Below are 24,258 nucleotides of genomic sequence, written 5' to 3' on the forward strand. Positions count from 1 at the left end.
CTCCGCGCCTGGCCCCTCGGCGTACGGTGCGCAGGGCACCACAGAGACTTGCCGGCCACCCGGAGGGGAACACCATGAGCAACTGGATCAACACCACAGTCGCGTACCTTCAGACCCGGGCCGCCCGCGACGACAGGGGCCAGACCGCGGTGGAGTACCTGGGCATCATCGCGGTGGTGGTGGCGATCGTGCTGGCGATCACGGGCACGAGCATCGGACAGACGATCTACGACGCGATCACCGCGCAGATCGCCAAGGTGACCGGCTGACACGACTCCACCGGCCCGGCGACGCAGGGCAGGCTTTCCCCATCTACATCATGGTGGTGGCGGGCCTGCTCTTTCTCGCGTTCGCCTACCTGGCCGTCGGCCAGGCCGCGGCCAACCGGAACGGAGCGCAGACGGCGGCCGACGCGGCGGCCCTCGCGGCGGCCCTGGACACGCGGGACGCGCTGAGGGACGAGTGGGTCGACAAGATCGCCGACCCGGCTGCCTGGCAGGCCATCTTCGACGGCGGCGGAGTGCTGTTCGACGGATGCGCGCGGGCGGCACAGCTGGCCGCTCAGAACGAGGCCACCGCGCAGTGCGCGCAGAAGTACGGGCTGCCACCGGGCTACACGGTCGACGTCACGGCGAACAAGTCCGTCGGCGACTCGATCGTGCCCGGCACCGAGGACACCTACTCCAAGGCCACGGCCACCGCCGTGATCGAGCCGCGCTGCTCGTTCAAGCCTCCCGGGGAAGACGCCGACGAGGACACCCTGCCGACGCTCACCTGCAAAGGCGAGGAGTGGATCCTGAAGCCGGACGATCTCACCGATCTTCCGAAGCCCGAGGACCTCTTCGACGTCCATCTGGCCGACTGACGTGCGAACGACGAGTGATGAAGGAGGCGGAGCGATGAGCATCCGGTTCACGGCGGAGGCCCGCAGGGGGATGGTCGCGCTGGCCGTGGCGGCAGGTCTGGCCCTGGGCGTGACCGGCTGCGGCGGGGGCGGCGCCGGCGACGACAAGAAGCCGGAGACGACTGCCTCCGCGTCCAAGGGCAGTGGTTCCGGGTCCGGTCCCAGCGCCCAGGAAGGCCAGTCGGAGGAACCCCTGGCCGAGTTGAAGGGCTCGGACGGATTGCTTCTCCAGATCACGTCCGCCCAACGCGACTCCGGTGGCTTCGTCACCGTGAACGGCAACCTGAAGAACGACGGCGCCCAGAGCGCCGTGGTGCCGGCGGCCCTGAGCGGCAACGAGACCGAGATCATCCGGAACGGCAGGTCGCTCGGCGGAGCCACGCTCGTCGACTCGAAGGGCAAGAAGCGCTACTACGTCCTGCGCGACACCGACGGCCGCCCGCTGACGACGACGGGCTTCTCCACCATCAGGCCGGGTGACAGCGTGACCGTCTTCATGCAGTTCCCCGCTCCACCCACCGACATCGGCGAAGTCACCTTCCAACTGCCGACGTTCGCCTCCGCCACCATCCAGATCTCCGGGTGAGGCGGACCATGACCCGCACCTCTCCCCGGGCCGCGGCGCCTCGCCTCGCGCTGGCGCTGGCGGCGACCTCGGCCCTTGTCGCCGCCCAACTGGTGGGCGCCGTACCGGCCGGTGCCGACGACGACCCGAGCGTCCCCCCGGGCACCGAACCCACCGCCGCAGCCCCCGTACAGGTGGACGCGAACGACCCGGACCTGAAGCTGCCCGAGGGAGCCACCCTGGCGGCCGCGAAGGTCCTCGACATCAAGCAGGTCGTGGAGGACCAGAGCGGCGACGAACGCCGGGAGGACACCAACGCGGACGTGAAGTTCGCCCTCCAGGCGGAGGTGCTGTTCGGCAAGGACAGTGCCAAGCTCGGCGCGGAGGCCAAGGCCCGCATCGGGGGCATCGCCGACGAGATCAGGAACCAGCACGCGACGCAGATCAGGGTCTTCGGCTTCACGGACGACCTCGGCTCCTCGGCCCACGGCGACGTCCTGTCCAAGCAGCGCGCCAACGCCGTACAGGACGTCCTGGACCAGGAACTGAACGACTCCGGGGTCACCTTCGAGGTGCGCGGATACGGCGAGCAGTACCCGATCTCGTCCAACGCGACGGAAGAGGGCCGTAAGAAGAACCGAAGGGTGGAGGTGTCCTTCCCCCGCTCGGACAACTGAGCCGACCGGGGACGGCCCTACTCCACGACGACGTCCACCCGCACCCCGACCCGCACTCCCCATCCGGCCATCGCCCCCGCCTCCGCCTCCAGCACATGCCGGGACCGCAGGCGGGGCAGCCCGAGGCGGCCGGGTTTCATGGTGCGTACGGCGATGACGTCGAGGTGGCGATCGAGGTAGGCGACGTCGATGGGCATCCGCATACGGAAGGTGTGCACGCTGCCGGCGGGGGAGAGCAGCATCGCCCCGTCGAGGTGATCACGCCCCAACAGCCCTCTGGTGCGGGCCCGGTAGGAACTCGCGATCTCCAACGGAACGGAGAAGTCGGCTTCCTCCCCCCGCACGACCAGGCTCCCCCACCCGTCCCGCCACCGCCGCCTCATACCCACCCCTCCCGTAGCGCAGCCCGCACGAACCGAACGTAGCGGGTGCCAGCGGGCCGAATTGATGCGGCCACGCTCCGCTGACTAACGTGACGACGCTCAAGCGCCGCCTCGCCGACCGGGAGTTGCCCGTGACCCGCCGCCTCACCCTCCTCGCAACGCTCGCCCTGACCGCGACAGCGACCGTGTCACTGTCGGGGTGCGGGGGCGCCGACGATTCCGCGGACAAGAGCGGCGACAGGGCCTCGACGGCCGACTCGGGAGCCGAGAGGTCGGCCTCGCCCTCCCGGAGCGCATCGGAGGCCACGGGCCGCCCGAGGCTCGACCTGCCGTCGGACCTCTCGTACACCTTCGACTGGCCCAAGACGGGCGACAAGGAGAAGGACGCGGTCCTGGCCGACAGTGAGCAGTCCATCCAGGCCGTCGACCTGGCGATCGTGCATCAGGACGCGCTCGACCATGCCTACCTCTCCTACTACGAGGGCGAAGCAGCGGCCGGTACGCAGAAGTTCATCCAGAACTACGTGGACCACAAAGCGAGCATTACGGGCGCCTACCGCTTCTATGACCCCGACCTGGCCGTCAACGAGGACGGGACCGCCTCCCTCAGCTATTGCGAGGACCAAGGCAAGGCATTCGTGAAGTACCTGCCCGACAAAGTCAAGAAGACCAGGGTCACCAGCGACAGTTATGTCATGTACCACACGTCACTCAAGCAGAACGACAAGGGCGTCTGGGAAGTGCGGGAAATCCTCTCCCAGATCGGAAGTGCCAAGTGCCAGCCCTGAGCGGGGCGTCATCGGTACAGCTGGACAGCGGTGGCTCGCGGAAGCACCGCCTCTTTGAACGGGAGAAGACAGTGACCCTCCGATCGCCCGGCGTCGCGGGAATCGCACTGACCGTCGCCGGGGTCTTGTCGCTGTCCGCCTGCGGTGGCGCCGACAGCCCCCAGCGACACGACAACGACAAGGTCGGGGCGCCGGCGGCATCGACCGCGTCCACACCGGCAGCAGTCGTCCGCCCGAGGATCGAGCTGCCGTCGGACGTCACGTATGACTTCGAGTGGCGGAAGACGGGTGACACGGACAAGGACGCAGTCCTCAACGACGCCGAACAGCGCATCAGGGCGGTGGACATGGCGATCGCGGAGCAGAAACCGCTCCACGCGGCGTACCGCTTCTACTCGGAGGGGACAGCTGCCGCCGGCAGCCAGGCTTACATCCAGGAGTTCGTCGACCACAAAGCACGCACCACCGGCCTGACCCGCTTCTACAAGGAGAGCGTCACGGTCAAGGGAGACGGCACGGCAACCCTTGTGTATTGCGAGGATCAGAACAGAGCTTTCAACAGGTTCCTGAGCACCGGGAAAACGGATGTCACCCCGGTGACGAAGAACAATTATGTGATCTACTCCAGCATTCTGCGTAGGAGCAACGGGAACGTATGGGTTACCGAGCACCTGAACTCGCAGAGAGGAAGTGCAAAATGCCGGCCTGCGTGACCAGCCGCCCCACCCTTCTCGGAGTGGTGGCGCTGGCTGCCGTCGCGGCCCTGTCGCTCTCCGCATGCGGAAGTGCTGACGACTCTGAGGGCGACAGCAATGAGCGTTTTCAGCGCTGCCTCTCCAGGGTGAGGATGGCCTTGGCGATTGACGTCATTCGATTCGGGCTGCATCGCGATCTTCTGAAGATCCGCCAGGACTTGAGTCGTGCCATTCCGCGTTCGACGGGCGCTCGGGACGTGGCCAGTGCGCGGTTGACCGTCCGTTCTGTCGGGGTCAGCTGCCCGCCGGGTGGGCGTCTGCGCCCGGTGGTGACCCAGGGTCCGGCGCCGGTGTAGGCGCGGTCGGCCAGGATGGGGACGCCCTGCCGTTCGCAGATCCGGATGATCCGATGAGTGCGGGCCGCGGTCAGGTCGTGGCACCGGCCCGGCAAGGCCGGCGAGATCCACAGCACGTGCCCGGTTGGGTCGGTCACGACCTGCACGTTCACACCGTGGCGGCGGTGCTTGTGCGAGTAGTCGGCCCGGCCGTCGCCCACGCGGTCGCACTCGGCGAGCGTTCCGTCGAGCAGGACGTACTCCGGTTCGTGCTCGCGCAGAGACTTGAGCAGGCCCGGCGCCCGGCCAGCGAGAAGGCTGATCACTGCGGTGGTGTAGGCGTGGGCGGTACCCACCGAGATGCCGAAGCCGGCCGCGATCCTGGCCAGGGTGTCGTGCTTGCGCAGGTACACCAGAGCGACGAGCGCACGTTGGTGCGGCGGGAGCTTGCAGCGGCGGTCACCCTCGCGGGTGACGATGAGCATGGTGACCCACTCGACCAACGCGTGGGGCAGATCAAGTGCGGCAGGATAAGGAACCAACGAGGCACCTGCGCTGATGAGTTGAGACTTCGAACACCTCCCTCAACGGCACGGGTGCCTCGTGCGTTGCGGCCCACCTCGCCGTCACCCCATCGGTGGACACTCTGAAAAGCCTCAATGACAAGGTTGCAGCGGTCGGTACGGGTGGCGAGACCTCGACTTCGCCGACAGCTACCCCTTCAAGGGCAATCAATAGGCCGGCCATCGCGCTTCCCCCGGATCTGGACTTGGTATTCGAAGGGGCGACGACCGGTGATCCGGTGAAGGATGCCGTGTTGGCCGACAGTGCTGAGCGCATGCGAGCCGTCGATGCCGCGATCGCCGGCACAGACCCGGGGGCAAGGCAATCGCCTACTACAACACCGGCAAAGCCCGCGAGGCGGCGCTGACTTGGGTGGCCGAGTTCGAACGAGCGGGTGCCACGTTGGCGGGTGAGGCTCGGTACTACGACCGCAAGGTGACGCTCAACGGCAAGGCCTCGGCCGTCCTCACGTTCTGCGCGGATGAGAGCAAGGGTTGGAGCAAGGGCAGGAAGACGATGGAGATCGCCAGGACACCGGTCACCGGGAACAGCTACGTTCTGTACAACACGAGGCTGGACCGGGACTCCGACGGTGTCTGGCAGACGTCTCAGATCATTTCCACCAGGGGAGCGGCTCAGTGAGGTCTTCTCAGCAACATGATGGTTGCGGTGGGTGATCGCCCGGCGTGCGCGGGGTGGTGACCTGGCGTCAGATATGCATGAAGCCCCTGATAGAAACACGTCTGCCAAGATCACGTTCCGTATAACCAAAGGCTCCAGATGCCGTACGCCGGGCCGCATCCACGCTGGAGAACGTCATGCTTCGTGATCGGGGTCGAGCACCACCATAAACCTGTTGCCTTCCGGATCCGTCATCAGGGCCTGCATGCAATCGTGAGGTTCCACGAGAGAGGCGCCCTTGGCGATCAGCGTCTGAACCTGTTCGGCGACCGTTCCGACGAGGACCGTGACGACCGGTAGTACAGCCGGAGATTCCGCTTCGCCGATGCTGTACCCACCCCAACCCGGGATGCTGCCCCAGAACTTGATCATTTTCTCTGGGTCTACTGCTTCAAAATGAACGTGCATGCTGCTGTCTCACTTTCATCTGTGCGACCGAAGCCGAAAACGGCCTACCGAATCAATCCGGCAGGCCGTTACGGGTGAACGAACTTCAGCAGTCAATCACGGTGTTGCCCGTGTCTGCGATTCCGGGTTCGCTGAAGCGTCCCTGGTACTCGACCTGCAAGGTCACCTGAGTGTTGTACGTCTCCTTCTCTCCATCATGCACGCACGTGAGCCCTGGAGTGGTGTAGCGCCCGCTGCACTTGGTCCACCCGCTGTCCTTGTGCTTCACCGCGCGCCAGTATCCGTCGCGCACGTACTCCTGAAGATCGACCTGGACCCGGCACTGGTCGGGTGCCGGAGTTGAGCAACCCGTGTAATGGCCCTGGGCGTACAGCGGGCCGCCATGGGTGACCTGGAACGGTTTCTCACCCTGGAACGTGCACCACACGGGAAAGGCAGCAGTCTTCGCGACGGCCCTTCCCGTGCTGCCGCTCGGAGCAGCCGACGCCGTGGCAGCCGACACCAGCAGGGCCCCCGCCGCGAGAAGCGGGACGATAAAACGCGCCTTCATTTCTCCCCCTAAGAACAATCGAACACGTGTCGAACCGCTACCCTCATGGGTTCACAGGCGCCGCACAAGTTCCGTGGCCCGAAATTTCCGCTGTTTGTCCGGTTCCCAGTCGTGGAATTGGCCGTTGCCTCCCATCCGCTGGCGGCGGGCCCGTAGAAAACGACGAAGCACGCGCTGGCCCGAGCTGACAGGGGCTTGTCGTGACGGTTCGTGATCTTCGGGCTGTGCGGTCGTGTTCCAGTTGCAGGAGGACGAGGGCGGCTCGCGCGATGCGGGTGATGGCCGATGGGTCGAGGCTGACCCCGCACAGGGCCTTGAAGGTGACCTTCAGTAAGGCGTTGGCGCGTTCGGCGACCGCGTGGACGCCACGGATCACGGCGTTGAACGCCCTGTCGGCTTCGGCGAGTTCACTGCCCCTGGGCTTCTTTACCGGGTGGCGGAAGCCGTCGCCTGCATTCTCGTAGCCGAGGTCGGTCAAGGTGGGGATGCCCAGGGTGGCGGCGAGCCGGTTGAGGGCATCGACCAGGCCGTGGGCGCGGGCGCAGGTGGTGTCGTGCTCTCGGCCGGGGTGGACCGGGGAGACCCACAGCGGCCAGCCGTTCGGGGCGGCGATGACCTGCACGTTCCCGCCGTGGTGCTTGTGCTTGCCCGACCACCAAAGATCCGCGCCATTGGGGCCGGTGGCGGCCACCCGGTCGGTACGGATCACGGTGCCGTCCAGGTTGAGGTGGGTGTACCCGGCCGCTGCTGGCCGTTCCAGCGCGGTGGACAGGTCGGGCGCGTGGTCGGCGAGCACCGTCAGCCCCTCGTGCAGATAGCGGTAGGCGGTCGGCGGCGAAATGCCGTTGTCCCGGGCGAGCTGGGCCAGCCGGGTACCGTCGACGAACCAGCGCAGCACGAACACCGCCTGCCGGAAAGCGCCCAGCACGCGAGTGCCCCTGCGGGTCCCGAGCAGCTCACGATGCTCGCGCAGCAGCTTCGCGAGGTGCTCGGCGGTCGCTCTGCGGACGTCCAGGACAGCGGTGTAGGTGATACTGGAGGGCACTTGGAGCCTCTGGTTATACGGAACGTGATCTTGGTAGACGTGTTCCTATCAGGGGCTTCATGCATATCTGACGCCAGGTCACCGTCCCGCGTGCGCCGGGCGATCACGCACCGCAACCATCACGTTGCTGAGAAGACCTCAGTGCCAGCCGTAGAGAACACGTCGGCGTGCCTTCGCCTGGCCGGCGGGCGTCGCGGAACGTTCCCGAAGGTCGTGGCTGAGTCCGAGTGGTGACTCGGGGAGCCGCTTGCGTCGTGGGCATCCCTCCGGTTGAGGTCTCCTTTGCTTGTTCATAAGTGGAACCGTCAGCTCAGCGCACCATGCGACGAAGACAGCGTCCAGTTACGGAACTGTTACGGGTCAAGCGGAGCCTCCAAGGGGTGATTTGGTCCCATACACCCCTAGGTCGACCCGAGTCACCCTGGTGTCGTCCCGTGTCGCTGGATAGCGTTGGTTCGCTCAAGAGAAGCCTCGCCGACCGGGAGTTGACCGTGACCCGCCGCCCCACCCTCCTCGCAGCGATCGCGCTGACCGCCGCTGCGGCCCTGTCGCTGTCCGCGTGCGGAAGCGACGACGACTCCAAGGACAAGAGCAACGACAAGATCGCTGGAGTCGGCACGGAAAGTAGCGCGTCGGCGTCCCCCAGTGCGAGCGCATCCAAGACCGCCGGCCGACCGAAGATCACCTTCCCGTCCGACGCGAAGAACGTCTTCGAGTACCAGAAGACAGGTGACGCGGCGAAGGACGCGGCCCTCGCGGACAGCACGCTGAGCGTGAACTCGGTGGACGAGGCGATCTTCAAGGCGAGTACCGGGACGAAAGCCCTCGGTTTCTACAACACCGAACGTGCTCTCAGTGGGTCGATCACTTATGTTCTGGGCTATATCAACAAGAAGCACACGTGGGTCGGCGAAACCCGGTACTTCGACTACAAGGTGACCCTCTCGGGAAGCGGCAAGGCATACGTCACCTACTGCTCGGACGAGAGCAAGTCCTTCATCAAGGAGAAGAAGACCGGCAAGGTCAAGAACACGCCGACAACGGCCAACAGTTACGTGCTTTACAACAGCAAGCTCGTCAAGAACGCCGAAGGCGTGTGGCAGACCACTGACGTGGCGTCGAACCGGGGGAACAAGGCGTGCCAGCCATAGCGAAGTCGGTAAGGATCACCACTCTTCTCACCTTCGTCTGCTTTTCCTTGTTCGCCGCGCCTACGGCCCATGCAGGCGGGCGCGACGAAGACAGTAATGTCAATGAGACCGAACAGAGTGCCAAGACCGGCGACGACGGCACCGTCTCCGTCACCGTCGGCGGTGTCGTCTTCGATCGTTCGAAGAACGGCAGTGGCAACTCGACGGGTGCGCTGTCGTCGACCACCTCGTGGACGCCGCCCGCGTGCTGGTATGCGCCTAAGTACACGCCCGAGGGGCTGCAGAAGTATCTGGAGCCGATCTGGGCGGCTGACTCGACGGGTTACGAGTGGGACGCCGAGCAGCGGAAGAAGTACGTCAACAAGGACGAACCCGATAGGGACTTCAACAAGGACAAGACCGGCAAGGGATTCTGGTGGGGTCCGTACGTCAACAAGGACTTTCCGCCGGGCTGGGACTCCTGCACCAAGGACTACTTCTGGGTGGACAAGGGTGACCCCCCGCCGGCCGGCATAACGAACGCCGTGACTCCGGAAATCCTGGCCGAACTCGCGTACGCCGAAATCCGCGTCCCGGGCACGAAGGTGACGCTGGCGCCCGCAGCCGCCACCAAGGTGAACCTTCCGACGTGGGCCTGGCTGGACGGCGCCCAGTTCAAGCCGGTCTCCGTCACGGCGTCGGTGCCGGCCATCGCTCTCAAGGCGACGGCGACCGCGGAGCCGGTCTCGCTGAAGATCGAGCCGGGTACCGGAGACGCCGTGACGTATCCGGCGTCCGGGGTCTGCCCGATCGACCACGGTCGTATCGGCGAGCCGTACGCCAAGGGCAAGGCCGACGAAACCCCTGCCTGTGGCGTCAAGTACCTGCGTTCCTCGGGCAAGGGAACGTACCCCCTGAGGGCGACGGTCACCTGGAAGATCGACTGGACCGGCAGCGGCGGCGCGGGCGGCGACCTGCCCGACGGCTCCTTCGGTGCCACGCAGGATGTCGTCGTACAGGAGATCCAGGCCATCAACCACTGACCGGCGTACGGGCGCGGTGCCACGGATGAGTGAGCACCGCGCCCGTCCACCGCGCGCACTGGCCGGCCTCACCGACCCGGAAGTTGACCCTGAACCGCCGTTCCACCCTTATCGCAGCGATCGCGCTGACCGCGGCTGCGGCCCTGTCGCTGTCCGCGTGCGGTAGCGATCACAACCCTGGGGAGCAGGGCGGCGACAGGCCCTCGGTCGGTGGCGCCGCGGGCGGCGCGTCGGCGTCCCCGAGAACGAGCGCGTCACCTTCCTTCGGCCGTCCGGCCGTCCAGCTGCCGTCTGACGTCACGGACACGTACGAGGGCTGGAAGACCGGCGAAGAGGCCGAGGACGCGGTGCTGTCGGACGCCGCCCGACGTATCGACGCGACGAACGACGCCATCCTGCGGGGCGACACAGGAGCGCCGGGGCTCTCGTTCTACTACCGGGACAAGGCGTTGTCGGATGCGGTGGCGTGGGTGCAGGCGTACCTGGACGCCAACCTCACCTTCACAGGCACCACGCGCTACTACGCGCCGAAGGTCACCCTGTCCGGCGGTACCGCCGCCTCCGTCGTCTACTGCTCGGACGAGAGCAAGGGCTTCAACAAGAACCGCAGGACCGGCAAGGTCGACAGGACGCCGACGGACGACAGCCCTTACGTGCTGTACAACACGCGCCTTGAGAAGAGCGGGAAGGGCGTGTGGCAGACCACCCGCCTGACCTCGAAGCGGGGCGGCGCCGATGGGTGTCAGCCCTGACGTCGCCGCCACCCGACGGAGTGAAATACCCGCGGCCCTGTGGCAATGGCTTCTCCCCCGGGGCTCCTTGGGTGCCACGCGAGAAGCCTTCGCGCATGAGATCCGCTTCCCCGTGAACGACGGTTGACGTCGTCACGACAGCAAAGCCGAAACGGCTAAAGTCCCCTACTCATGCCTGGGCGCAGGGTGAGAGGGGACTGGTGCATGGCGGATCGACTGGCCGTCGACGGGGATGAGCTCAAGCACTTCATGAAGTTGCTGAACAAGTCGAGCGAATCCCTGAAGGGGCTGCGCAGGGCGCTCGCCGACGCGACCGTCACCGGGCTCGGCACGGATGATCTGGACTCCGCGTGCGAGGACTTCCAGCAGGACTGGAAGTACGGCACCGAGCAGATCGGCGAACAGACCGAGGGCCTCGCCGACATCATCGGTAAGAGCAAGGACAGTTACGCCGAGGTGGACAGGGCGCTGGAGGAAGCGCTGAGGAAGACCCGAAGCGGCCAGGGCGGCGGTACGAAGTGACGGTGAATTCGGGTCTGGAACCCTCCTCCTTCCCTGACTCCGCCGCTGTCCGCAACGGCAACCTGCCGCAAGGGCTGAAGTCCTCCCCGTCCATTCCGAACCCGAGCTATCCACACCTGGGGTTCAACCCCACGCCAGGCAGCGTCGACACGGTCGGCGACCTCCACAAGAAGCTCGCGAACTGTGCCAAGACCCTGGAAGAGGCGCACGGTCTCGTCACCAAGCTGCTCGACGGCAGCTACTGGAAAGGTGACGCCGCTGTCGCCTTCCGGGAGCAGCTGGACGGGGGGCCGCTGCCTCTGAATCTGAAGAACGCCGCGCATTCCCTCCACAAGGCGGCACGTCAACTCGACCGCTGGAAAGGCGAACTCGACGACTTCCAGCGCCGTGCTGCGAAGCTCGAATCGGACGCGAAGGACGCGCAGGCCGCCCTGGACGCGGCCAAGGGGCGCGCGACCAAGGCGAAAGCCGACGCCGGCGCGGACAAGAAGAGCGGCCATCATGACGAGGCCCAGAAAGCACTGACACACGCCAACGCGGGCGTCGCCGCAGCCCAAGCAGAACTCGACAAAGTCATCGGCAAAGCGAAGAGACTGGCCGAGGAACACAAGGACAAAGCGGAATATCGCGCGGGCAGGATCCGGGACGCGACCAAGAAGTTGGCGCCGCACGAGCCCGGTGAGTGGGACACGTTCACCGACTGGCTGGGTGACAATCTCCCGGACGTCTTGAGTGCGTGTGCGGCCGTGCTCGGAGTCATCGCGCTGCTCGGGCTTACCGCAATTGCCCCCTGGATGCTTTTCCTGGCAGCCGGACTGTTGAGCGGCGTCGCCTTCGGGCTGCGGGTCAGCGATCCCGAGGTCATGGCGTCCCTGAACGACGGCTTCACCAAGGGCGAGTTGGATCTCGACTTCTGGAGCAACACGCTTGGAGTCGCGGGTGACTTCCTGGGCATGCTGCCGGGTTTGGGCGTCGTACTCAAGGGCGGGTATCTCGGATTCCGTGCCGCCGGAGAGTCCGGGCAGATTCTGTCGCTCGCCGGAGAGGGCGACGAGGTGCTGACGCTGGGGCAGAGGATCGCCAGGGCCGGGACCAACGCGGGGACGTCAATCAAGTCGATGGGGACGTCGATCAAAACGGAGGCCGCCGCTGCCGGGGGCGCGGTGAGCCTCCTGGCCCACCCCAGAGTTTTCGGCGGACGCCTGGCGCCGGTTGTAGAGAAGATCGACATGCCCGCGACGCTGCTGGGGGCCGGTACCGCCGTCTACGGCGTCGCCAGCAGCGCAGTGGACAGTCTGGACAGCGATGCGGCCAGCGTGGCCGGCAGCCTGCTGGACGGACCCAGAACCCTGGGCGTCGATCTCCCCGCGACAGTGGGCGCCCTGCACTTCCTGCTGCGCGGAGCGGGGGAGGCGTCGTGAACATTGCTCCTTATGACATCGACGCGTCGGCCCGGAGCCAGGACGCCGACATCTGGTTTGCGCTGCCCCCGGGCTTCGTCCCGCTTCCGCTGAGGGAGTTGACGCAGGCCGGGACCCCTGAGGCGCAGGCGGCGTACCCCGACGACACTCTGCGGCCGCTCATCGAGGCGCTTCCCGATGAGGCGTCACGGCAGCGGCTGCTGGTTGACCTCGGTCCGCTCCTCCGGACGGCCCAACTGCTCGTGGAGATCGGCACCGTCCACTGCTCGCTCGGCATGCACGCCGACGACGAGGGAGATGGCGGCGTGCTGCTGTCCCTGTTCACGCTCACCTGGCGGGCGACGAGCTGGGCACCTCGCGGTGTACTTGCGGCGCGTGCCGTCGCCAACGTGGAGGGCGCCGAGCACATCGAGATCCTTGCCCCGCCATGCGGCCCGGCGGCCCTGCTGCAGACCCGTCTGGCGGGGCCAGCGGAGGCAGGACCTGCCGCGCGACGTCGGCTGGTCCAGGTCACCGGCTGTGTTCCCTGCCCCGACGGCCGACGGATCGCCATCCTGACACTGGCGACGACGGCGGTGGAGCATTCGAAGCGGTATCGAGCGCTGCTCAGGGACATCGTCGGCGCGGTCAGTTTCGACAACCCGCTTCCGGAAGCATTCGGCGCATCATCCGAACCATCCAGCGACGTATTCGGCGAGGACTGACATGCCTACCTTGCACCAGCCCACAGCCTGGGACGATCCGGCCACCCGCCGTGCCTGGACGCAGCTGCTCATCTGTACGGTACTCGGCCAGCTTCTGTGGCCGGCGGCCTGGGTCGGCCTGCTCGCGTGGTACGTGATCATGTCCACCAAGTGGACGCTGTGGCTCTTCTTCGTTCCGATGGCCTACACGTTCTACCGGACGTTCCTGCAGGGCGCGTACTGGAAAGGCGCGTTCCGTTCGCGGCGGATCCTGCGGGAGTACCCCTGGCAGGTGCACGAGACCCCGGAGAGCGGCATCGGCAACCTTCCCGGTGTTCGGAACGGTTGTGCCTGGCTCCGGTTCCCACACCCCACGGAGCCAAATCAGCCGGTGACGATGGTGATGCACTCCCACGTTCGCGCCGTCTGGTGGGGCGGGCGGCTGGGAAAACGGGCGAAGCCCGAACGCAGAGCACAGGTACGGGAGATCTGGTGCGCCGGCGACCCTCGCCTCGCCGCGGTGATCGCCGTTCCGGGACCGCGCCACCTTTACGTGATCTCCCAGCGACCGGGCTACGCCGAGGCCACCTCCCACGACGCGAGGGGAGCCGAAGCGCAGCCCCTGTGACGGCCTCGCTCCATCTCTCCGCGCTCACCGTCGTCCGCCGGGCTGGCGGCTCTCGTTTCAGCCGCGGACCTGTTGTCCGAACGTGGGCCGACGGGTAGGAAGTCCCCATGACTGCACTAGGTGCCGTGTTCCGGCCTCAGCTTCCTCCTGAGCGGTTGCGTGACGTCGTTCTGATCGCTGATCAGAGTGGGCTGGGGGAGCTGTGGCTGTGGGAGGACTGTTTTCGGGAGGGTGGGGTGTCCGCCGCGGCCGCCGCGCTCGCGTGGAGTGAGCGGGTGCGGGTCGGGGTCGGGTTGCTGCCCGTGCCGTTGCGCAACGTCGCCGTGACCGCGATGGAGGCCGCCTCGCTGCACCGCATGTTTCCCGGACGTGCCGTGGTCGCCGTCGGGCACGGGGTGCAGGACTGGATGGGGCAGGTCGGGGCGCGTGTCGAGTCGCCGCTGACGCTCCTGCGGGAGCATCTCGACGCGCTGCGCGGCCTGTTGGGCGGAGCGCGCGTCACCACCGACGGCCGGTACGTGAAGCTGGACGACGTCGCCCTCGACTGGCCGCCCGAGGGTCCCGTCGAGGTGCTGGCCGGTGCCACCGGGCCGCGCTCGCTGCGGCTGTCCGGTGAGGCCGCCGACGGGACCGTCCTGACCTCCTCCACCACGCCCGACGGTGTGCGCGAGGCGCGTCGGCTGATCGACGCGGGGCGGGCCGCAGCCGGCCGTACCGGCGAACCGCACCGGGTGGTCGTCAATCTGCTCGCCGCCACCGGACCGGACGCTGCCGCCCGGCTGCGCGCGGAACTCGTGGCCGAGGGCGTCGGCTCGGTGCCCGACCTCGGGGTCGCCGGGGACGCGGCTGCCGTGGCGAAGGCGGTGCAGCGGCTCGCGGAGGCCGGTGCCGACACCGTCGTCCTCCAGCCGACCGGCGACGAACCGGACCCCGAGGGGTTCGTGCGCTTCGCGGCCGAGCAGGTACGGCCCCTGGTGCCGTGATGACCGACCACCCGGAGCGCGTACGACTGCGCGGTGTGATCCACGCCGACCTTGAAGCCTTTCTCACCTTCGAACACGACGAGGAGGCCGTACGGCGGTCCCGGTTCACCCCCCGGCCCCGTGACGCCTTCCTCACCCACTGGAAGTCCGCGATCCTCGGGGACGACACCTGCCTCGTGCGCACGGTCACCGTGGACGAGGAGCCCGCCGGGCACATCGTCGCCTGGTGGGAGGGAGACGAGGCGGACAGCCGCCGCCGTTTCGTCGGGTACTGGCTCGGGCGGCCCTACTGGGGTCGCGGCATCGGTGCCGAGGCCCTCGGCCTGTTCCTGCGTGAGGAGGTCAACCGGCCCCTGTACGCCGACCCCTTCGCCGGCAACACGGCCTCCGTACGCCTCCTGGAGAAACTCGGCTTCCAGCGTTCGGGCATCGTGCGGCACGGCGAGGACGAGCACCTCCTGCTCGTTCTGCCGGCCCCCGCACCCGCACCACCACCCCCGCGCACCTCGTGACCGCGCCCCCGGCACCCGTCATCCCGGCCGCCGGTCTCCCACCGCCCCGTCCGCCAGTTCCCGCAGGATGTCCATGTGGCCCGCGTGTCTCGCCGTCTCCTCGATCATGTGGACCAGGACCCAGCGCAGCGACACGGCGTGTTCCCGCCAGGTGGGCCGGCCCAAATCGTCCAGGGACCGGACGGCGATGACGGCGTCGGCGGCGGCCCGCGCACGACCGTAGAACTCGACGATCTGCGCGGTCGTCTCGCCCTGGTCCGCGCGCATGTCCTCGTCGCTCTCCGGGTCGAACCACAGGGGCTCCACCTCGCCGCCGAAGCTCTCCACGAACCAGCCGTACTCGACGGACGCCAGGTGCTTGACCAGGCCGAGCAGGCTCGTCCCGGACGGCGTCATCGGGCGGCGGAGCGCCTCGTCGTCCAGTCCCTCCAGCTTCCACAGCACCGCGTCCCGGTGGCGGTCGAGGCCGTCGCGCAGAATCTCCTTCTCGCCGCCCGTGTACGGCCTGGTGGGCGAGGCTGAAGGGGCCGGGGCGGGTGTGGGCGCGGGGTCGGGGGTACCGGTCGTGTCGGGTCGCGTCATGCTCCGAAAATTATCAGCGGCCACTGACATCGCCCTGGGACGATCACCCGCATGGCCTCCGACCACGCGACCCACGAGCCGTCCGACCGGACACCCGGCGACGCCGCCCACCAAGCCCCCGGCCACCTCGCCCACCACGCCCCCGGCGCTGCCACCCACCAGGCACCAGGTGACGCCATGCACCCCGCCCCCGGCCACCCCGCCCCCGGCCATCTCACCCATCAGGAGTCCGGCCGAGCCGCACGCCCCGCGTCCCGCAGCTTCGAGGACTTCCTAGCCGAGGGTGCCGCCGTGCCCACCGCGGGGTGGGACTTCTCGTGGTTCGAAGGGCGGGCCACCGAGGCGCGGCCCTCGTGGGGCTACGCGGTGTCGATGGCCGAGCGCCTGACCGGCGCGGATGCCGTGCTGGACATCCAGACCGGGGGAGGGGAGGTCCTCGACTTTGCCCTCGGCAGGCTCCTCCACGCACCCCCGCTCACCGACCCCACCCACGCGCCCCCGCTCACCGACCCCGCGCAGAGCACGCACCCCCGAGCCCCTCTCCTCACCGTCGCCACCGAAGGCTGGCCGCCCAATGTCGCCAAGGCCACCGCCCTGCTGCGCCCGCGCGGGGTGGCCGTCGTCGCGTCGCCCGAGGACGCCGCCCTGCCCTTCGCGGACGGCGCCTTCGACCTCGTCGTCAGCCGTCATCCCGTGCGGCCCCACTGGCGGGAGATCGTCCGGGTGTTGCGGCCCGGCGGCACGTACTTCGCCCAGCACGTGGGTCCCGCCAGCGCCTTCGAGCTGGTCGAGCACTTCCTCGGTCCCCTGTCGGAGGGGCAGCACGGTGCCCGCCACCCCGACCGTGAGCGTGCGGAGGCGGAGGCGGCCGGCCTGGAGATCGTGGACCTGCGTGCAGAACGGCTCCGCATGGAGTTTTACGACATCGCGGCCGTCGTGCACTTCCTGCGCAAGGTGATCTGGATGGTGCCCGGCTTCACGGTCGAGGCATACGAGGCCCAACTCCGTTCGCTGCACGAGCGGATCCGGTCGGAGGGCCGCTTCGTCGCGCACAGCTCCCGCCACCTGGTCGAAGCCCGCCGGGCGACACCGGCCGACTGACGAGCGCAGGCCGACTGATGAGCGCGACTGACGAGCGCAGGCCGACTGACGAGCGCGACTGACGAGAGCCGACCGACTGACGAGCACCGGGCGAGCCCTCGCCGCAGGGCGGCCCTCGCCGTAGGGCGATAGTCGGTCAATGCGTTAGCAAAAGGAGCATTATTCGCCTTTCGCCGCGCCCCCTGACTGTCCGACATCCGCGACATTTCCCCAAGAAGCCCACAGGGTTTCCGCATCGTTATCCCGAAGGCTCGCGCCGACGGCGAGCCGTCCCGTAGGTTCAGACCAAGGTAATTCGCGTCAGCAAAGCTGCGCGGGCGGCACCGCGTGGCGGAGGGGGCTGCGCGGTGCCGCGTCCCACCGCCGGAGGCCGACCCGGCGTCAAGTGGGCGACGGCGCTCCGGTTCACCCGGAGGGGGGACGCGCGGGGTCCCCGCCGGGCGAGGTCCAAGGTGTGGCAAACCCTCGGAATCCATCCCTATCTCCCGTGGATCGCCTGAGATTCCGTTGTGAACGGGACGCGTGTCCAATTGAATCTGAGTCAAGGGCGACCATCGCCGCGTTGCCGTACGACTGCGGAGAGTAGTTGTGGCATGCCGATGCACGCAGCATCACTCACGAAGGGTTATGGTGGAAACCCCCCCTCGGGCCGGTCCGTCTCCCCCCCACGGACCGGCCCGTTTTTTGTGCCCGGACAGGTCCCGGACGTCGCCCGCACCCCTTGCGCGCGCCTTTGCATCCCTGACCCCGCGAGCCCCGCCACCCCCCATCCGCACACCTTCAACTCCCTGGCCCCGCGCCCGCGTCGCCGCGCCGCAGCGCACCCGGTCGCGGGGCCCCGGCGGGCAGGCCGCCGTAGCCCTCCGCGCCGCCCCGATCCGGCGCACAGGCCCCGCAGGGGTAGGCTTCGCCCCCGGGGAACGCCATACGGAGCCCCCGGACCGCCATACGGACAGGGATCGCCCTCGGCCGCGCCAGAGCCGGTCGAAGCCGCGCCTGTCCGATCCGTACGGAGGGGCTGACAATCACGTGAACCTGCGCGACAAGCTGCGCGGCCTGCTGGTCAGGCTGTACGCACGCCGGGTGGAAGGCCACCTGGACCACGCTCAGGTGCCCAAGCACATCGGCGTCATCATGGACGGCAACCGGCGCTGGGCGAAGGCCGCGGGTTCCACCACGGTCCACGGTCACCGGGCGGGCGCCGAGAAGATCGAGGAGTTCCTCGGCTGGTGCTCCGAGACGGACGTCGAGGTCGTCACCCTCTGGCTGCTGTCGACGGACAACTTCGACCGGCCGCAGGACGAACTCGGCCCGCTGCTCGGAATCATCGAGGACGTCGTACGGACCCTGGCGGCCGACGGGCGCTGGCGGGTGCACCACGTCGGCACGCCCGACCTGCTGCCGTCGCCGATGCAGACGGCGCTGAAGGAGGCCGAGGAGTCCACGGCGCACATCGACGGAATACTGGTGAACGTCGCCATCGGCTACGGCGGCCGCCAGGAGATCGTCGACGCGGTGCGCTCGATGATCCTCGACGCCGACGACAAGGGCAGCTCGATGGAGGACCTCGCCGAGTCCGTCACCGTCGACGCGATCAGCCGGCACCTCTACACCGGCGCCCAGCCCGACCCCGACCTCGTGATCCGCACCAGCGGCGAGCAGCGGCTGTCCGGTTTCATGCTGTGGCAGACGGCCCACGCGGAGTACTACTTCTGTGAGGTCTTCTGGCCGGCCTTCCGCAAGGTCGACTTCCTGCGGGCCCTGCGCGACTACGCCGCCCGCCACCGCCGCTACGGCGGATGACCCGGAAAACCCCTCGTAGAGGGCAACATCTGCCCCGTTCGGGACGGAAGTAACACGGAGTTCACCGGAGCGCCGTCATATGCCGTGGCATGGCGGCGCATGTTCGAGGGCATAACCCAAGCAGGTCGATGCCCGAACCACGGGTGTCGGATCTCAGCGGACGGCACGGGGCCGTCCGCCCGGGAGGCCCTTTGCACCAGCTCGACCGTGCGGTTCTGGCACGGAAGAAGCAGTGGAGGGCCGGTCCCCGGCCCGCGCATCGCGGCCGACGACCGGTCCAGCTCCACTCCGTCGCTCCCCGACCTCATCCGAGGGGGTACGTCCTTCCGTGGTGACCAGCACAAAGCGCCGTATGCCAGACCGGCGCACCTATGTTCTCGACACCAGCGTTCTGCTGGCCGACCCGAACGCCCTGAACCGCTTCGACGAGCATGAAGTCGTGCTCCCCATCGTCGTGGTCACGGAGCTGGAGGCAAAGCGGCACCATCCCGAGCTCGGCTACTTCGCCCGGCAGGCGCTGCGCCTGCTCGACGAGTTCCGGGTCCGGCACGGTCGCCTCGACGCCCCCATCCCGATCGGGGACCTCGGCGGGACCGTCCGTGTCGAGCTCAACCACTCGGACCCCAGCGTGCTGCCCAGCGGCTACCGCCTGGGGGACAACGACTCCCGCATCCTCGCGGTCGCCCGCAACCTGCAGGCCGAGGGGTACGACGTCACGGTCGTGTCGAAGGACCTCCCGCTCAGGATCAAGGCGTCCTCGGTCGGGCTCCTCGCCGAGGAGTACCGCGCGGAGCTCGCCATCACGGGCTCGTCCGGCTGGACCGGCATGTCCGAACTGACCCTGGCCGGCGAACAGGTGGACCTTCTCTTCGAGGAGGGGCGCGCCCAAGTACCCGAGGCCGCCGAACTCCCCGTGCACACGGGCCTGATGATCCAGTCGGAGCGGGGCAAGGCCCTCGGGCGGGTCACGCCCGAGGGCGACGTCCGTCTGGTGCGCGGCGATCGCGAGGCGTTCGGCATCAAGGGCCGCAGCGCCGAGCAGCGCATCGCGCTGGACATCCTCCTCGACCCGGACATCGGCATCGTGTCGATGGGCGGCCGGGCGGGCACCGGCAAGTCGGCGCTCGCGCTGTGCGCGGGCCTGGAGGCGGTCCTGGAGCGCCGCCAGCACCAGAAGGTGATGGTCTTCCGGCCGCTGTACGCGGTGGGCGGGCAGGAGCTGGGCTATCTGCCGGGCTCCGAGTCCGAGAAGATGAGCCCCTGGGCGCAGGCGGTCTTCGACACGCTGTCCGCGGTCACCAGCCGCGAGGTCATCGAGGAGGTCACCGCGCGCGGGATGCTGGAGGTCCTGCCGCTCACGCACATCCGCGGCCGCTCACTGCACGACGCGTTCGTGATCGTGGACGAGGCGCAGTCCCTGGAACGGAATGTCCTGCTGACCGTTCTGTCCCGGATCGGCTCGAATTCGCGGGTCGTTCTGACCCACGATGTCGCGCAGCGGGACAACCTGCGGGTCGGCCGATACGACGGTGTCGTCGCCGTCGTGGAGAAACTGAAGGGGCATCCGCTCTTCGCGCACGTCACGCTGACGCGGTCCGAGAGGTCCCAGATCGCGGCACTTGTGACCGAAATGCTGGAGGACGGGCACATCTGATCCGAGCGCCCAACTAGGCGCAGCGGTCCGTTGGTTGGCGCCGCCCGGTGAAAGGCCAAGAGCCTAGCCGGGCGGCGCCGGCGTGTGTGGGCGTTTCTTGAAATCCCCGGGGACAAACGGCATGTGAGCTTTCACACGCAACTCGGAATTGCCTCGCGGCGTCGGGTTACGGCTAGAGTCTCAGTCCTGTCAGGCCCCGCATACGACACATCTGTACCCCCAGCGGTACGGCACCACAGAGCCACCAGGTCCAACTCCATAGCGTCGTCGTATGCCGCCCGTGCACCACGCGGTGCTCCCCCAGGGGGAGTTGCCCACCGGGCCCGTGCCTCCCGTGACCCTTAGGTGGGAGGCCAGCGTCAGTGGGCACGATTGCGTCCGCCAGGGTCACCGAAGCGGACGATGCTGGAAGGAAAACCGTGTGAGCCGGATTTCGGTCCGGGGATTCGCAGTGGCTTCGGCCACCGCGGTCACCGCTGTCGGTAGCGTCGTCGGAGTTGCCTCGGGCAGCACCGCCCAGCCCAACGACGCCGAGGCGACGGCAACCGACCTGACGCTCCTCGCGGACATGCCGACGGGCGAGCAGGCCCAGGTGCAGACCGCGTCCCTGACTCAGCAGGCGAACGTCCAGGCCATCGCCGCCGACGCGAGCGCCAAGAAGGACGCCGAGGAGGCTGCCCGCAAGGCGGCCGCTCAGACGGCGATCCAGAAGAAGGACGCTGCCGAGAAGGCCGCCGAAGCCGCCAAGAAGGCGGCCAAGGAGCGTGCCGAGACGAAGGTCGCGGCCAGCCGCAGCTCCGCCAGCTTCCCGGTCCAGACCTCGTACACCGTGGCGCAGGTCCAGGCGATGGCGGCGCAGATCGTCGGCAGTGGCCAGTTCCAGTGCTTCAGCAACATCGTGAACCACGAGTCCACCTGGAACTACAAGGCCGTCAACGCCTCCTCCGGCGCCTACGGTCTCGTCCAGGCGCTGCCGGGTTCCAAGATGTCGTCCGTCGGCGCGGACTGGCAGACCAACCCGGCCACCCAGATCAAGTGGGGCCTGAACTACATGAACGAGCGGTACGGCAGCCCGTGTGACGCCTGGGCGTTCTGGCAGGCCAACAACTACTACTAGGCCGTCCGGACTCCGGTCCCCGCTCAACCTCGCGAAGCCCCTCCCCGTCCTAGGGGGAGGGGCTTTGGCCATGTACGGTCGGACGCGACGACTCCAGGGGGAGTAGTGGGGAGAGACGGGGGAAGAGGACCGATCATGTCGCGAGTGCCAGGGTGGCTCGGCCGTATCGGCGCCGGACTGACCGAGATGGGTGAGAGGTTGGACGAGCGTCGCGCCGAGGCGGAGCGGGAGCACGACGAGGACGGCGCGCAGCCCCCCGAGGAGGCGGTGCTTCCGGACCACGTGACCGTCGTCGCGGCCCGGCCGGACCCCGCCCAGGCGGTTCCGTGGGGCATGCGGGTCGCGGCCGAGGCGGGCTGGCGGCTGCTGATCCTGGCGGGCACGGTCTGGGTGCTGATGCGGGTCATCAGCGCCGTTCAACTCGTGGTCCTCGCCTTCGTCGGCGCGCTGCTGATCACGGCGCTGCTCCAGCCGACGGTGGAGCGGCTGCGGCGGATCGGGTTCCCGCGCGGCCTGGCCACGGCGCTCACGGCGATACTCGGGTTCGTCGTCATGGGGCTGATCGGCTGGTTCGTGACCTGGCAGGTCATGGAGAACATCGACAACCTCTCCAGCCAGGTCCAGGACGGCATCGACGAGCTGCGCAAGTGGCTGCTCCACAGCCCCTTCCACGTCACCGACAAGCAGATCAACCAGATCGCCAAGAACCTGCGCGAGGCGATCGGCTCCAACACGGACGCCATCACGTCGGTCGGCCTGGAGGGCGTGACCGTCGTCGTGGAGGCCCTGACCGGCATCCTCCTGACCATCTTCTCCACCCTCTTCCTGCTCTACGACGGCCGGCGCATCTGGGAGTGGACGCTGAAGCTGGTGCCCGCCGCAGCCCGGCCCGGTGTCGCCGGAGCGGGTCCGCGGGCCTGGCGCACGCTGACGGCGTACGTCCGCGGCACGGTGCTGGTGGCGCTCATCGACGCGATCTTCATCGGCCTGGGCATCTACTTCCTGGACGTGCCGATGGCCGTCCCGCTGGCCGTGTTCATCTTCCTGTTCGCGTTCATCCCGCTGGTCGGCGCGGTGGTCTCGGGGGCGCTCGCGGTGGTGGTGGCGCTGGTCACCCAGGGTGTCTTCACCGCGGTCATGACCCTGGCGGTCGTACTGGCCGTGCAGCAGATCGAGGGCCACATCCTGCAGCCGTTCATCCTCGGCCGGGCCGTGCGGGTGCACCCGCTGGCGGTGGTGCTGTCGGTGGCGGCGGGCGGCATGATCGCCGGCATCGGCGGCGCGGTGGTGGCGGTGCCGCTGGTCGCCGTGACCAACACGGTCGTGGGCTATCTGCGGTCGTACTCACGGGAGTCGGCGCTCCGGTACTCGCCCAAGCCGCACGGCGCGACGGCGGTGGACTCGGCGCCCGCGGACGCCGACGCGCAGGCGGCGGCGCCGTCGGACGCGCGGCCGGTGCGAACGGGCCCGCAGCCGTCCGAGCCGACGGCGTAACCGTCGCGGCCCGCCCGGGCCGGGAAGCGGGAAGGCGAAGAGCAACGCGAAGGGGTCCCGTCCACCGAGGGTGGACGGGACCCCTTCGCGTGCGCCGCGTGGTGTGCGGGTTACTCCGGCAGCGACGCCAGGACCGCTTCGGCGTCCAGCGTCGTGCCGACCGCCTGGATCACCGAGGCGATCTTGAACGCCTCCTGGACCACCTCGCGTTCGACGCCCGCCTTGCGGAGCACCTGCTCGTGGGAGTCGAGGCACAGACCGCAGCCGTTGACGGCGGACACGGCGAACGACCACAGCTCGAAGTCGACCTTGTCGACACCGGGGTTGCCGATGACGTTCATCCGCAGACCGGCTCGCAGGGTGCCGTACTCGTGGTCCGAGAGGAGGTGGCGGGTGCGGTAGAAGACGTTGTTCATCGCCATCACGGCCGCCGCGGACTTGGCGGCGGTGAAGGCCTCCGGCGACAGGTTCGCCTTCGCCTCCGGCGCCAGCTCGCGCAGCACGATCGGCGAGCGCGAGGCGATCGCGGTGGCCAGCACCGTGCCCCACAGCTGCTGTGCGGGCAGGTCGGAGTTGCCGATGACGGACCCGAGGTTGAGCTTCAGGTCCTTGGCGTAGTCCGGCAGGGCGGACTTCAGGGCGTCCAGCGACATGTCAGGTCACTCCCCGGCCAGCAGCTTGACCGGGTCGAGCGTCTCGTCGCCCTGGCTCCAGTTGCACGGGCACAGCTCGTCGGTCTGGAGCGCGTCCAGGACCCGCAGGACCTCCTTCGGGTTACGGCCCACCGAACCCGCGGTCACCATCGAGAACTGGATCTCGTTGTTCTGGTCGACGACGAAGACGGCGCGCTTGGCGAAGCCGTCCTCGCCCTCGATGCCGAGGTCACGCATGAGTTCGTGACGGGAGTCGGCCATCATCGGGAACGGCAGGTCGCGCAGGTCGTCGTGGTCCTTGCGCCAGGCGTGGTGCACGAACTCGGAGTCACCGGAGAAGCCGAGGACCTGGGCGTCACGGTCGGCGAACTCCTCGTTCAGCCTGCCGAAGGCGGCGATCTCGGTCGGGCACACGAAGGTGAAGTCCTTGGGCCACGCGAAGACGACCTTCCACTGACCCTCGTAGGTCTTGTGGTTGATCTGCTGGAACTCCTTGCCCTTCTCCAGCGAGACACAGGCGGTCAGATCGAACTCGGGGAACTTGTCACCGACAGTGAGCACACGCTCTCCTTGCAGCGAAGAAGC

The 24,258-nt window shown here is 68.1% G+C and carries 28 protein-coding genes and 1 pseudogene; 21 read left to right on the plus strand and 8 right to left on the minus strand.

Translation table 11 applies throughout. The features are described 5' to 3' along the window. Positions 1-74: 74 nt before the first annotated feature. The 4 genes from ABZT03_RS23000 to ABZT03_RS23015 are packed head-to-tail and all read left to right on the plus strand — an operon-like array spanning position 75 to position 2,146. Complete coding sequence (locus ABZT03_RS23000; protein ID WP_356042095.1) at positions 75-269, plus strand: hypothetical protein; 195 nt, start codon at positions 75-77, stop codon at positions 267-269. 50 nt (positions 270-319) lie between these two features. Then, on the plus strand, positions 320-865 hold the full coding sequence (locus tag ABZT03_RS23005) for a pilus assembly protein TadG-related protein (RefSeq protein WP_356042097.1): 546 nt from the start codon (positions 320-322) through the stop codon (positions 863-865). A 34-nt stretch (positions 866-899) separates the two neighbouring features. Next, entirely contained in the window at positions 900-1,490 is a 591-nt protein-coding gene (locus ABZT03_RS23010; RefSeq protein WP_356042098.1) for a hypothetical protein, read from the plus strand. Between the two features lie 8 nt (positions 1,491-1,498). Next, a complete protein-coding gene (locus tag ABZT03_RS23015; protein ID WP_356042100.1) occupies positions 1,499-2,146 on the plus strand; it encodes an OmpA family protein in 648 nt (215 codons plus the stop codon). A gap of 17 nt (positions 2,147-2,163) precedes the next feature. On the opposite strand, the gene ABZT03_RS23020 is transcribed toward ABZT03_RS23015, so the two are convergent. Next, positions 2,164-2,529, minus strand: a complete 366-nt coding sequence (locus ABZT03_RS23020) for a DUF192 domain-containing protein (RefSeq protein WP_356042102.1) — start codon at positions 2,527-2,529, stop codon at positions 2,164-2,166. Positions 2,530-2,618: 89 nt separating this feature from the next. Here ABZT03_RS23020 and ABZT03_RS23025 point away from each other — a divergent pair, with 89 nt between their 5' ends. Both ABZT03_RS23025 and ABZT03_RS23030 read left to right on the plus strand, forming a co-directional pair. Continuing rightward, a complete protein-coding gene (locus tag ABZT03_RS23025; protein ID WP_356042104.1) occupies positions 2,619-3,317 on the plus strand; it encodes a hypothetical protein in 699 nt (232 codons plus the stop codon). Between the two features lie 71 nt (positions 3,318-3,388). Further along, the gene (locus tag ABZT03_RS23030; protein ID WP_356042106.1) at positions 3,389-4,030 is read left to right on the plus strand and encodes a hypothetical protein; all 642 of its coding nucleotides are present in this window, start codon (positions 3,389-3,391) and stop codon (positions 4,028-4,030) included. Between the two features lie 109 nt (positions 4,031-4,139). Here the strand turns inward: ABZT03_RS23030 and ABZT03_RS23035 are convergent, their stop codons facing one another. Further along, positions 4,140-4,889, minus strand: a complete 750-nt coding sequence (locus ABZT03_RS23035; protein WP_356042108.1) for a transposase family protein — start codon at positions 4,887-4,889, stop codon at positions 4,140-4,142. Positions 4,890-5,283: 394 nt separating this feature from the next. On the opposite strand from ABZT03_RS23035, the gene ABZT03_RS23040 reads away from it, so the two are divergent. Further along, positions 5,284-5,553 (plus strand): hypothetical protein, encoded by a 270-nt coding sequence (locus tag ABZT03_RS23040; protein ID WP_356042110.1) that lies wholly within the window; start codon positions 5,284-5,286, stop codon positions 5,551-5,553. 174 nt (positions 5,554-5,727) lie between these two features. Here the strand turns inward: ABZT03_RS23040 and ABZT03_RS23045 are convergent, their stop codons facing one another. The 3 genes and pseudogenes from ABZT03_RS23045 to ABZT03_RS23055 form a co-directional block, all read right to left on the minus strand. Continuing rightward, on the minus strand, positions 5,728-5,964 hold the full coding sequence (locus tag ABZT03_RS23045) for a VOC family protein (protein ID WP_356042112.1): 237 nt from the start codon (positions 5,962-5,964) through the stop codon (positions 5,728-5,730). Positions 5,965-6,085: 121 nt separating this feature from the next. After that, positions 6,086-6,550, minus strand: coding sequence for a hypothetical protein (locus tag ABZT03_RS23050; protein WP_356042114.1), 465 nt, complete (start codon positions 6,548-6,550; stop codon positions 6,086-6,088). A gap of 223 nt (positions 6,551-6,773) precedes the next feature. Then, positions 6,774-7,595, minus strand: a pseudogene (locus ABZT03_RS23055) (transposase family protein); the annotation flags it as partial. Between the two features lie 491 nt (positions 7,596-8,086). Here ABZT03_RS23055 and ABZT03_RS23060 point away from each other — a divergent pair. The 9 genes from ABZT03_RS23060 (at position 8,087) to ABZT03_RS23100 (ending at position 15,269) form a co-directional block, all read left to right on the plus strand. Further along, positions 8,087-8,746: a hypothetical protein gene (locus ABZT03_RS23060; RefSeq protein ID WP_356042208.1), complete on the plus strand. Its 660-nt coding sequence runs from the start codon at positions 8,087-8,089 to the stop codon at positions 8,744-8,746. Then, on the plus strand, positions 8,734-9,768 hold the full coding sequence (locus ABZT03_RS23065; RefSeq protein WP_356042116.1) for a hypothetical protein: 1,035 nt from the start codon (positions 8,734-8,736) through the stop codon (positions 9,766-9,768). Before ABZT03_RS23060 ends, ABZT03_RS23065 begins: the two co-directional genes overlap by 13 nt. Before the next feature lie 29 nt (positions 9,769-9,797). Next, entirely contained in the window at positions 9,798-10,520 is a 723-nt protein-coding gene (locus ABZT03_RS23070) for a hypothetical protein (protein ID WP_356042118.1), read from the plus strand. Positions 10,521-10,724: 204 nt separating this feature from the next. Then, positions 10,725-11,042 (plus strand): type VII secretion target, encoded by a 318-nt coding sequence (locus tag ABZT03_RS23075; RefSeq protein WP_356042120.1) that lies wholly within the window; start codon positions 10,725-10,727, stop codon positions 11,040-11,042. Between the two features lie 2 nt (positions 11,043-11,044). Continuing rightward, positions 11,045-12,463: a hypothetical protein gene (locus tag ABZT03_RS23080; protein WP_356042122.1), complete on the plus strand. Its 1,419-nt coding sequence runs from the start codon at positions 11,045-11,047 to the stop codon at positions 12,461-12,463. Further along, on the plus strand, positions 12,460-13,167 hold the full coding sequence (locus tag ABZT03_RS23085) for a hypothetical protein (protein WP_356042124.1): 708 nt from the start codon (positions 12,460-12,462) through the stop codon (positions 13,165-13,167). The genes ABZT03_RS23080 and ABZT03_RS23085 overlap by 4 nt, the downstream gene beginning before the upstream one ends. 1 nt (position 13,168) lies before the next feature. Further along, a complete protein-coding gene (locus ABZT03_RS23090) occupies positions 13,169-13,774 on the plus strand; it encodes a hypothetical protein (protein WP_356042126.1) in 606 nt (201 codons plus the stop codon). Between the two features lie 107 nt (positions 13,775-13,881). Beyond that, entirely contained in the window at positions 13,882-14,757 is an 876-nt protein-coding gene (locus tag ABZT03_RS23095) for an LLM class flavin-dependent oxidoreductase (RefSeq protein ID WP_356042128.1), read from the plus strand. Further along, a complete protein-coding gene (locus tag ABZT03_RS23100; RefSeq protein WP_356042129.1) occupies positions 14,757-15,269 on the plus strand; it encodes a GNAT family N-acetyltransferase in 513 nt (170 codons plus the stop codon). Before ABZT03_RS23095 ends, ABZT03_RS23100 begins: the two co-directional genes overlap by 1 nt. An 18-nt stretch (positions 15,270-15,287) precedes the next feature. Here ABZT03_RS23100 and ABZT03_RS23105 read toward each other — a convergent pair whose 3' ends face one another. Further along, positions 15,288-15,851 (minus strand): DinB family protein, encoded by a 564-nt coding sequence (locus tag ABZT03_RS23105; protein ID WP_356042131.1) that lies wholly within the window; start codon positions 15,849-15,851, stop codon positions 15,288-15,290. Positions 15,852-15,902: 51 nt separating this feature from the next. Here ABZT03_RS23105 and ABZT03_RS23110 point away from each other — a divergent pair, with 51 nt between their 5' ends. The 5 genes from ABZT03_RS23110 to ABZT03_RS23130 all read left to right on the plus strand — a co-directional run bounded on the left by ABZT03_RS23110 (position 15,903) and on the right by ABZT03_RS23130 (position 23,020). Beyond that, positions 15,903-16,952, plus strand: a complete 1,050-nt coding sequence (locus tag ABZT03_RS23110) for a class I SAM-dependent methyltransferase (RefSeq protein ID WP_356042133.1) — start codon at positions 15,903-15,905, stop codon at positions 16,950-16,952. A 1,029-nt stretch (positions 16,953-17,981) separates the two neighbouring features. Further along, entirely contained in the window at positions 17,982-18,755 is a 774-nt protein-coding gene (locus ABZT03_RS23115) for an isoprenyl transferase (protein WP_356042134.1), read from the plus strand. Between the two features lie 328 nt (positions 18,756-19,083). Beyond that, positions 19,084-20,409, plus strand: a complete 1,326-nt coding sequence (locus ABZT03_RS23120) for a PhoH family protein (protein WP_356042136.1) — start codon at positions 19,084-19,086, stop codon at positions 20,407-20,409. Positions 20,410-20,830: 421 nt separating this feature from the next. After that, positions 20,831-21,526 carry a transglycosylase SLT domain-containing protein gene (locus ABZT03_RS23125; RefSeq protein WP_356042138.1) on the plus strand — a complete coding sequence of 232 codons (696 nt, stop codon included), beginning with the start codon at positions 20,831-20,833 and terminating at the stop codon, positions 21,524-21,526. Positions 21,527-21,661: 135 nt separating this feature from the next. Further along, on the plus strand, positions 21,662-23,020 hold the full coding sequence (locus tag ABZT03_RS23130; protein ID WP_356042140.1) for an AI-2E family transporter: 1,359 nt from the start codon (positions 21,662-21,664) through the stop codon (positions 23,018-23,020). Positions 23,021-23,130: 110 nt separating this feature from the next. On the opposite strand, the gene ABZT03_RS23135 is transcribed toward ABZT03_RS23130, so the two are convergent. Together ABZT03_RS23135 and ABZT03_RS23140 are read right to left on the minus strand one after the other, a co-directional pair. Further along, positions 23,131-23,673: an alkyl hydroperoxide reductase gene (locus tag ABZT03_RS23135; protein ID WP_356042142.1), complete on the minus strand. Its 543-nt coding sequence runs from the start codon at positions 23,671-23,673 to the stop codon at positions 23,131-23,133. Positions 23,674-23,679: 6 nt separating this feature from the next. Further along, positions 23,680-24,234: a peroxiredoxin gene (locus ABZT03_RS23140; RefSeq protein ID WP_356042144.1), complete on the minus strand. Its 555-nt coding sequence runs from the start codon at positions 24,232-24,234 to the stop codon at positions 23,680-23,682. Positions 24,235-24,258 lie beyond the last annotated feature (24 nt).

This window comes from Streptomyces sp. NPDC005574 (assembly GCF_040605435.1).
Classification (GTDB): domain Bacteria; phylum Actinomycetota; class Actinomycetes; order Streptomycetales; family Streptomycetaceae; genus Streptomyces.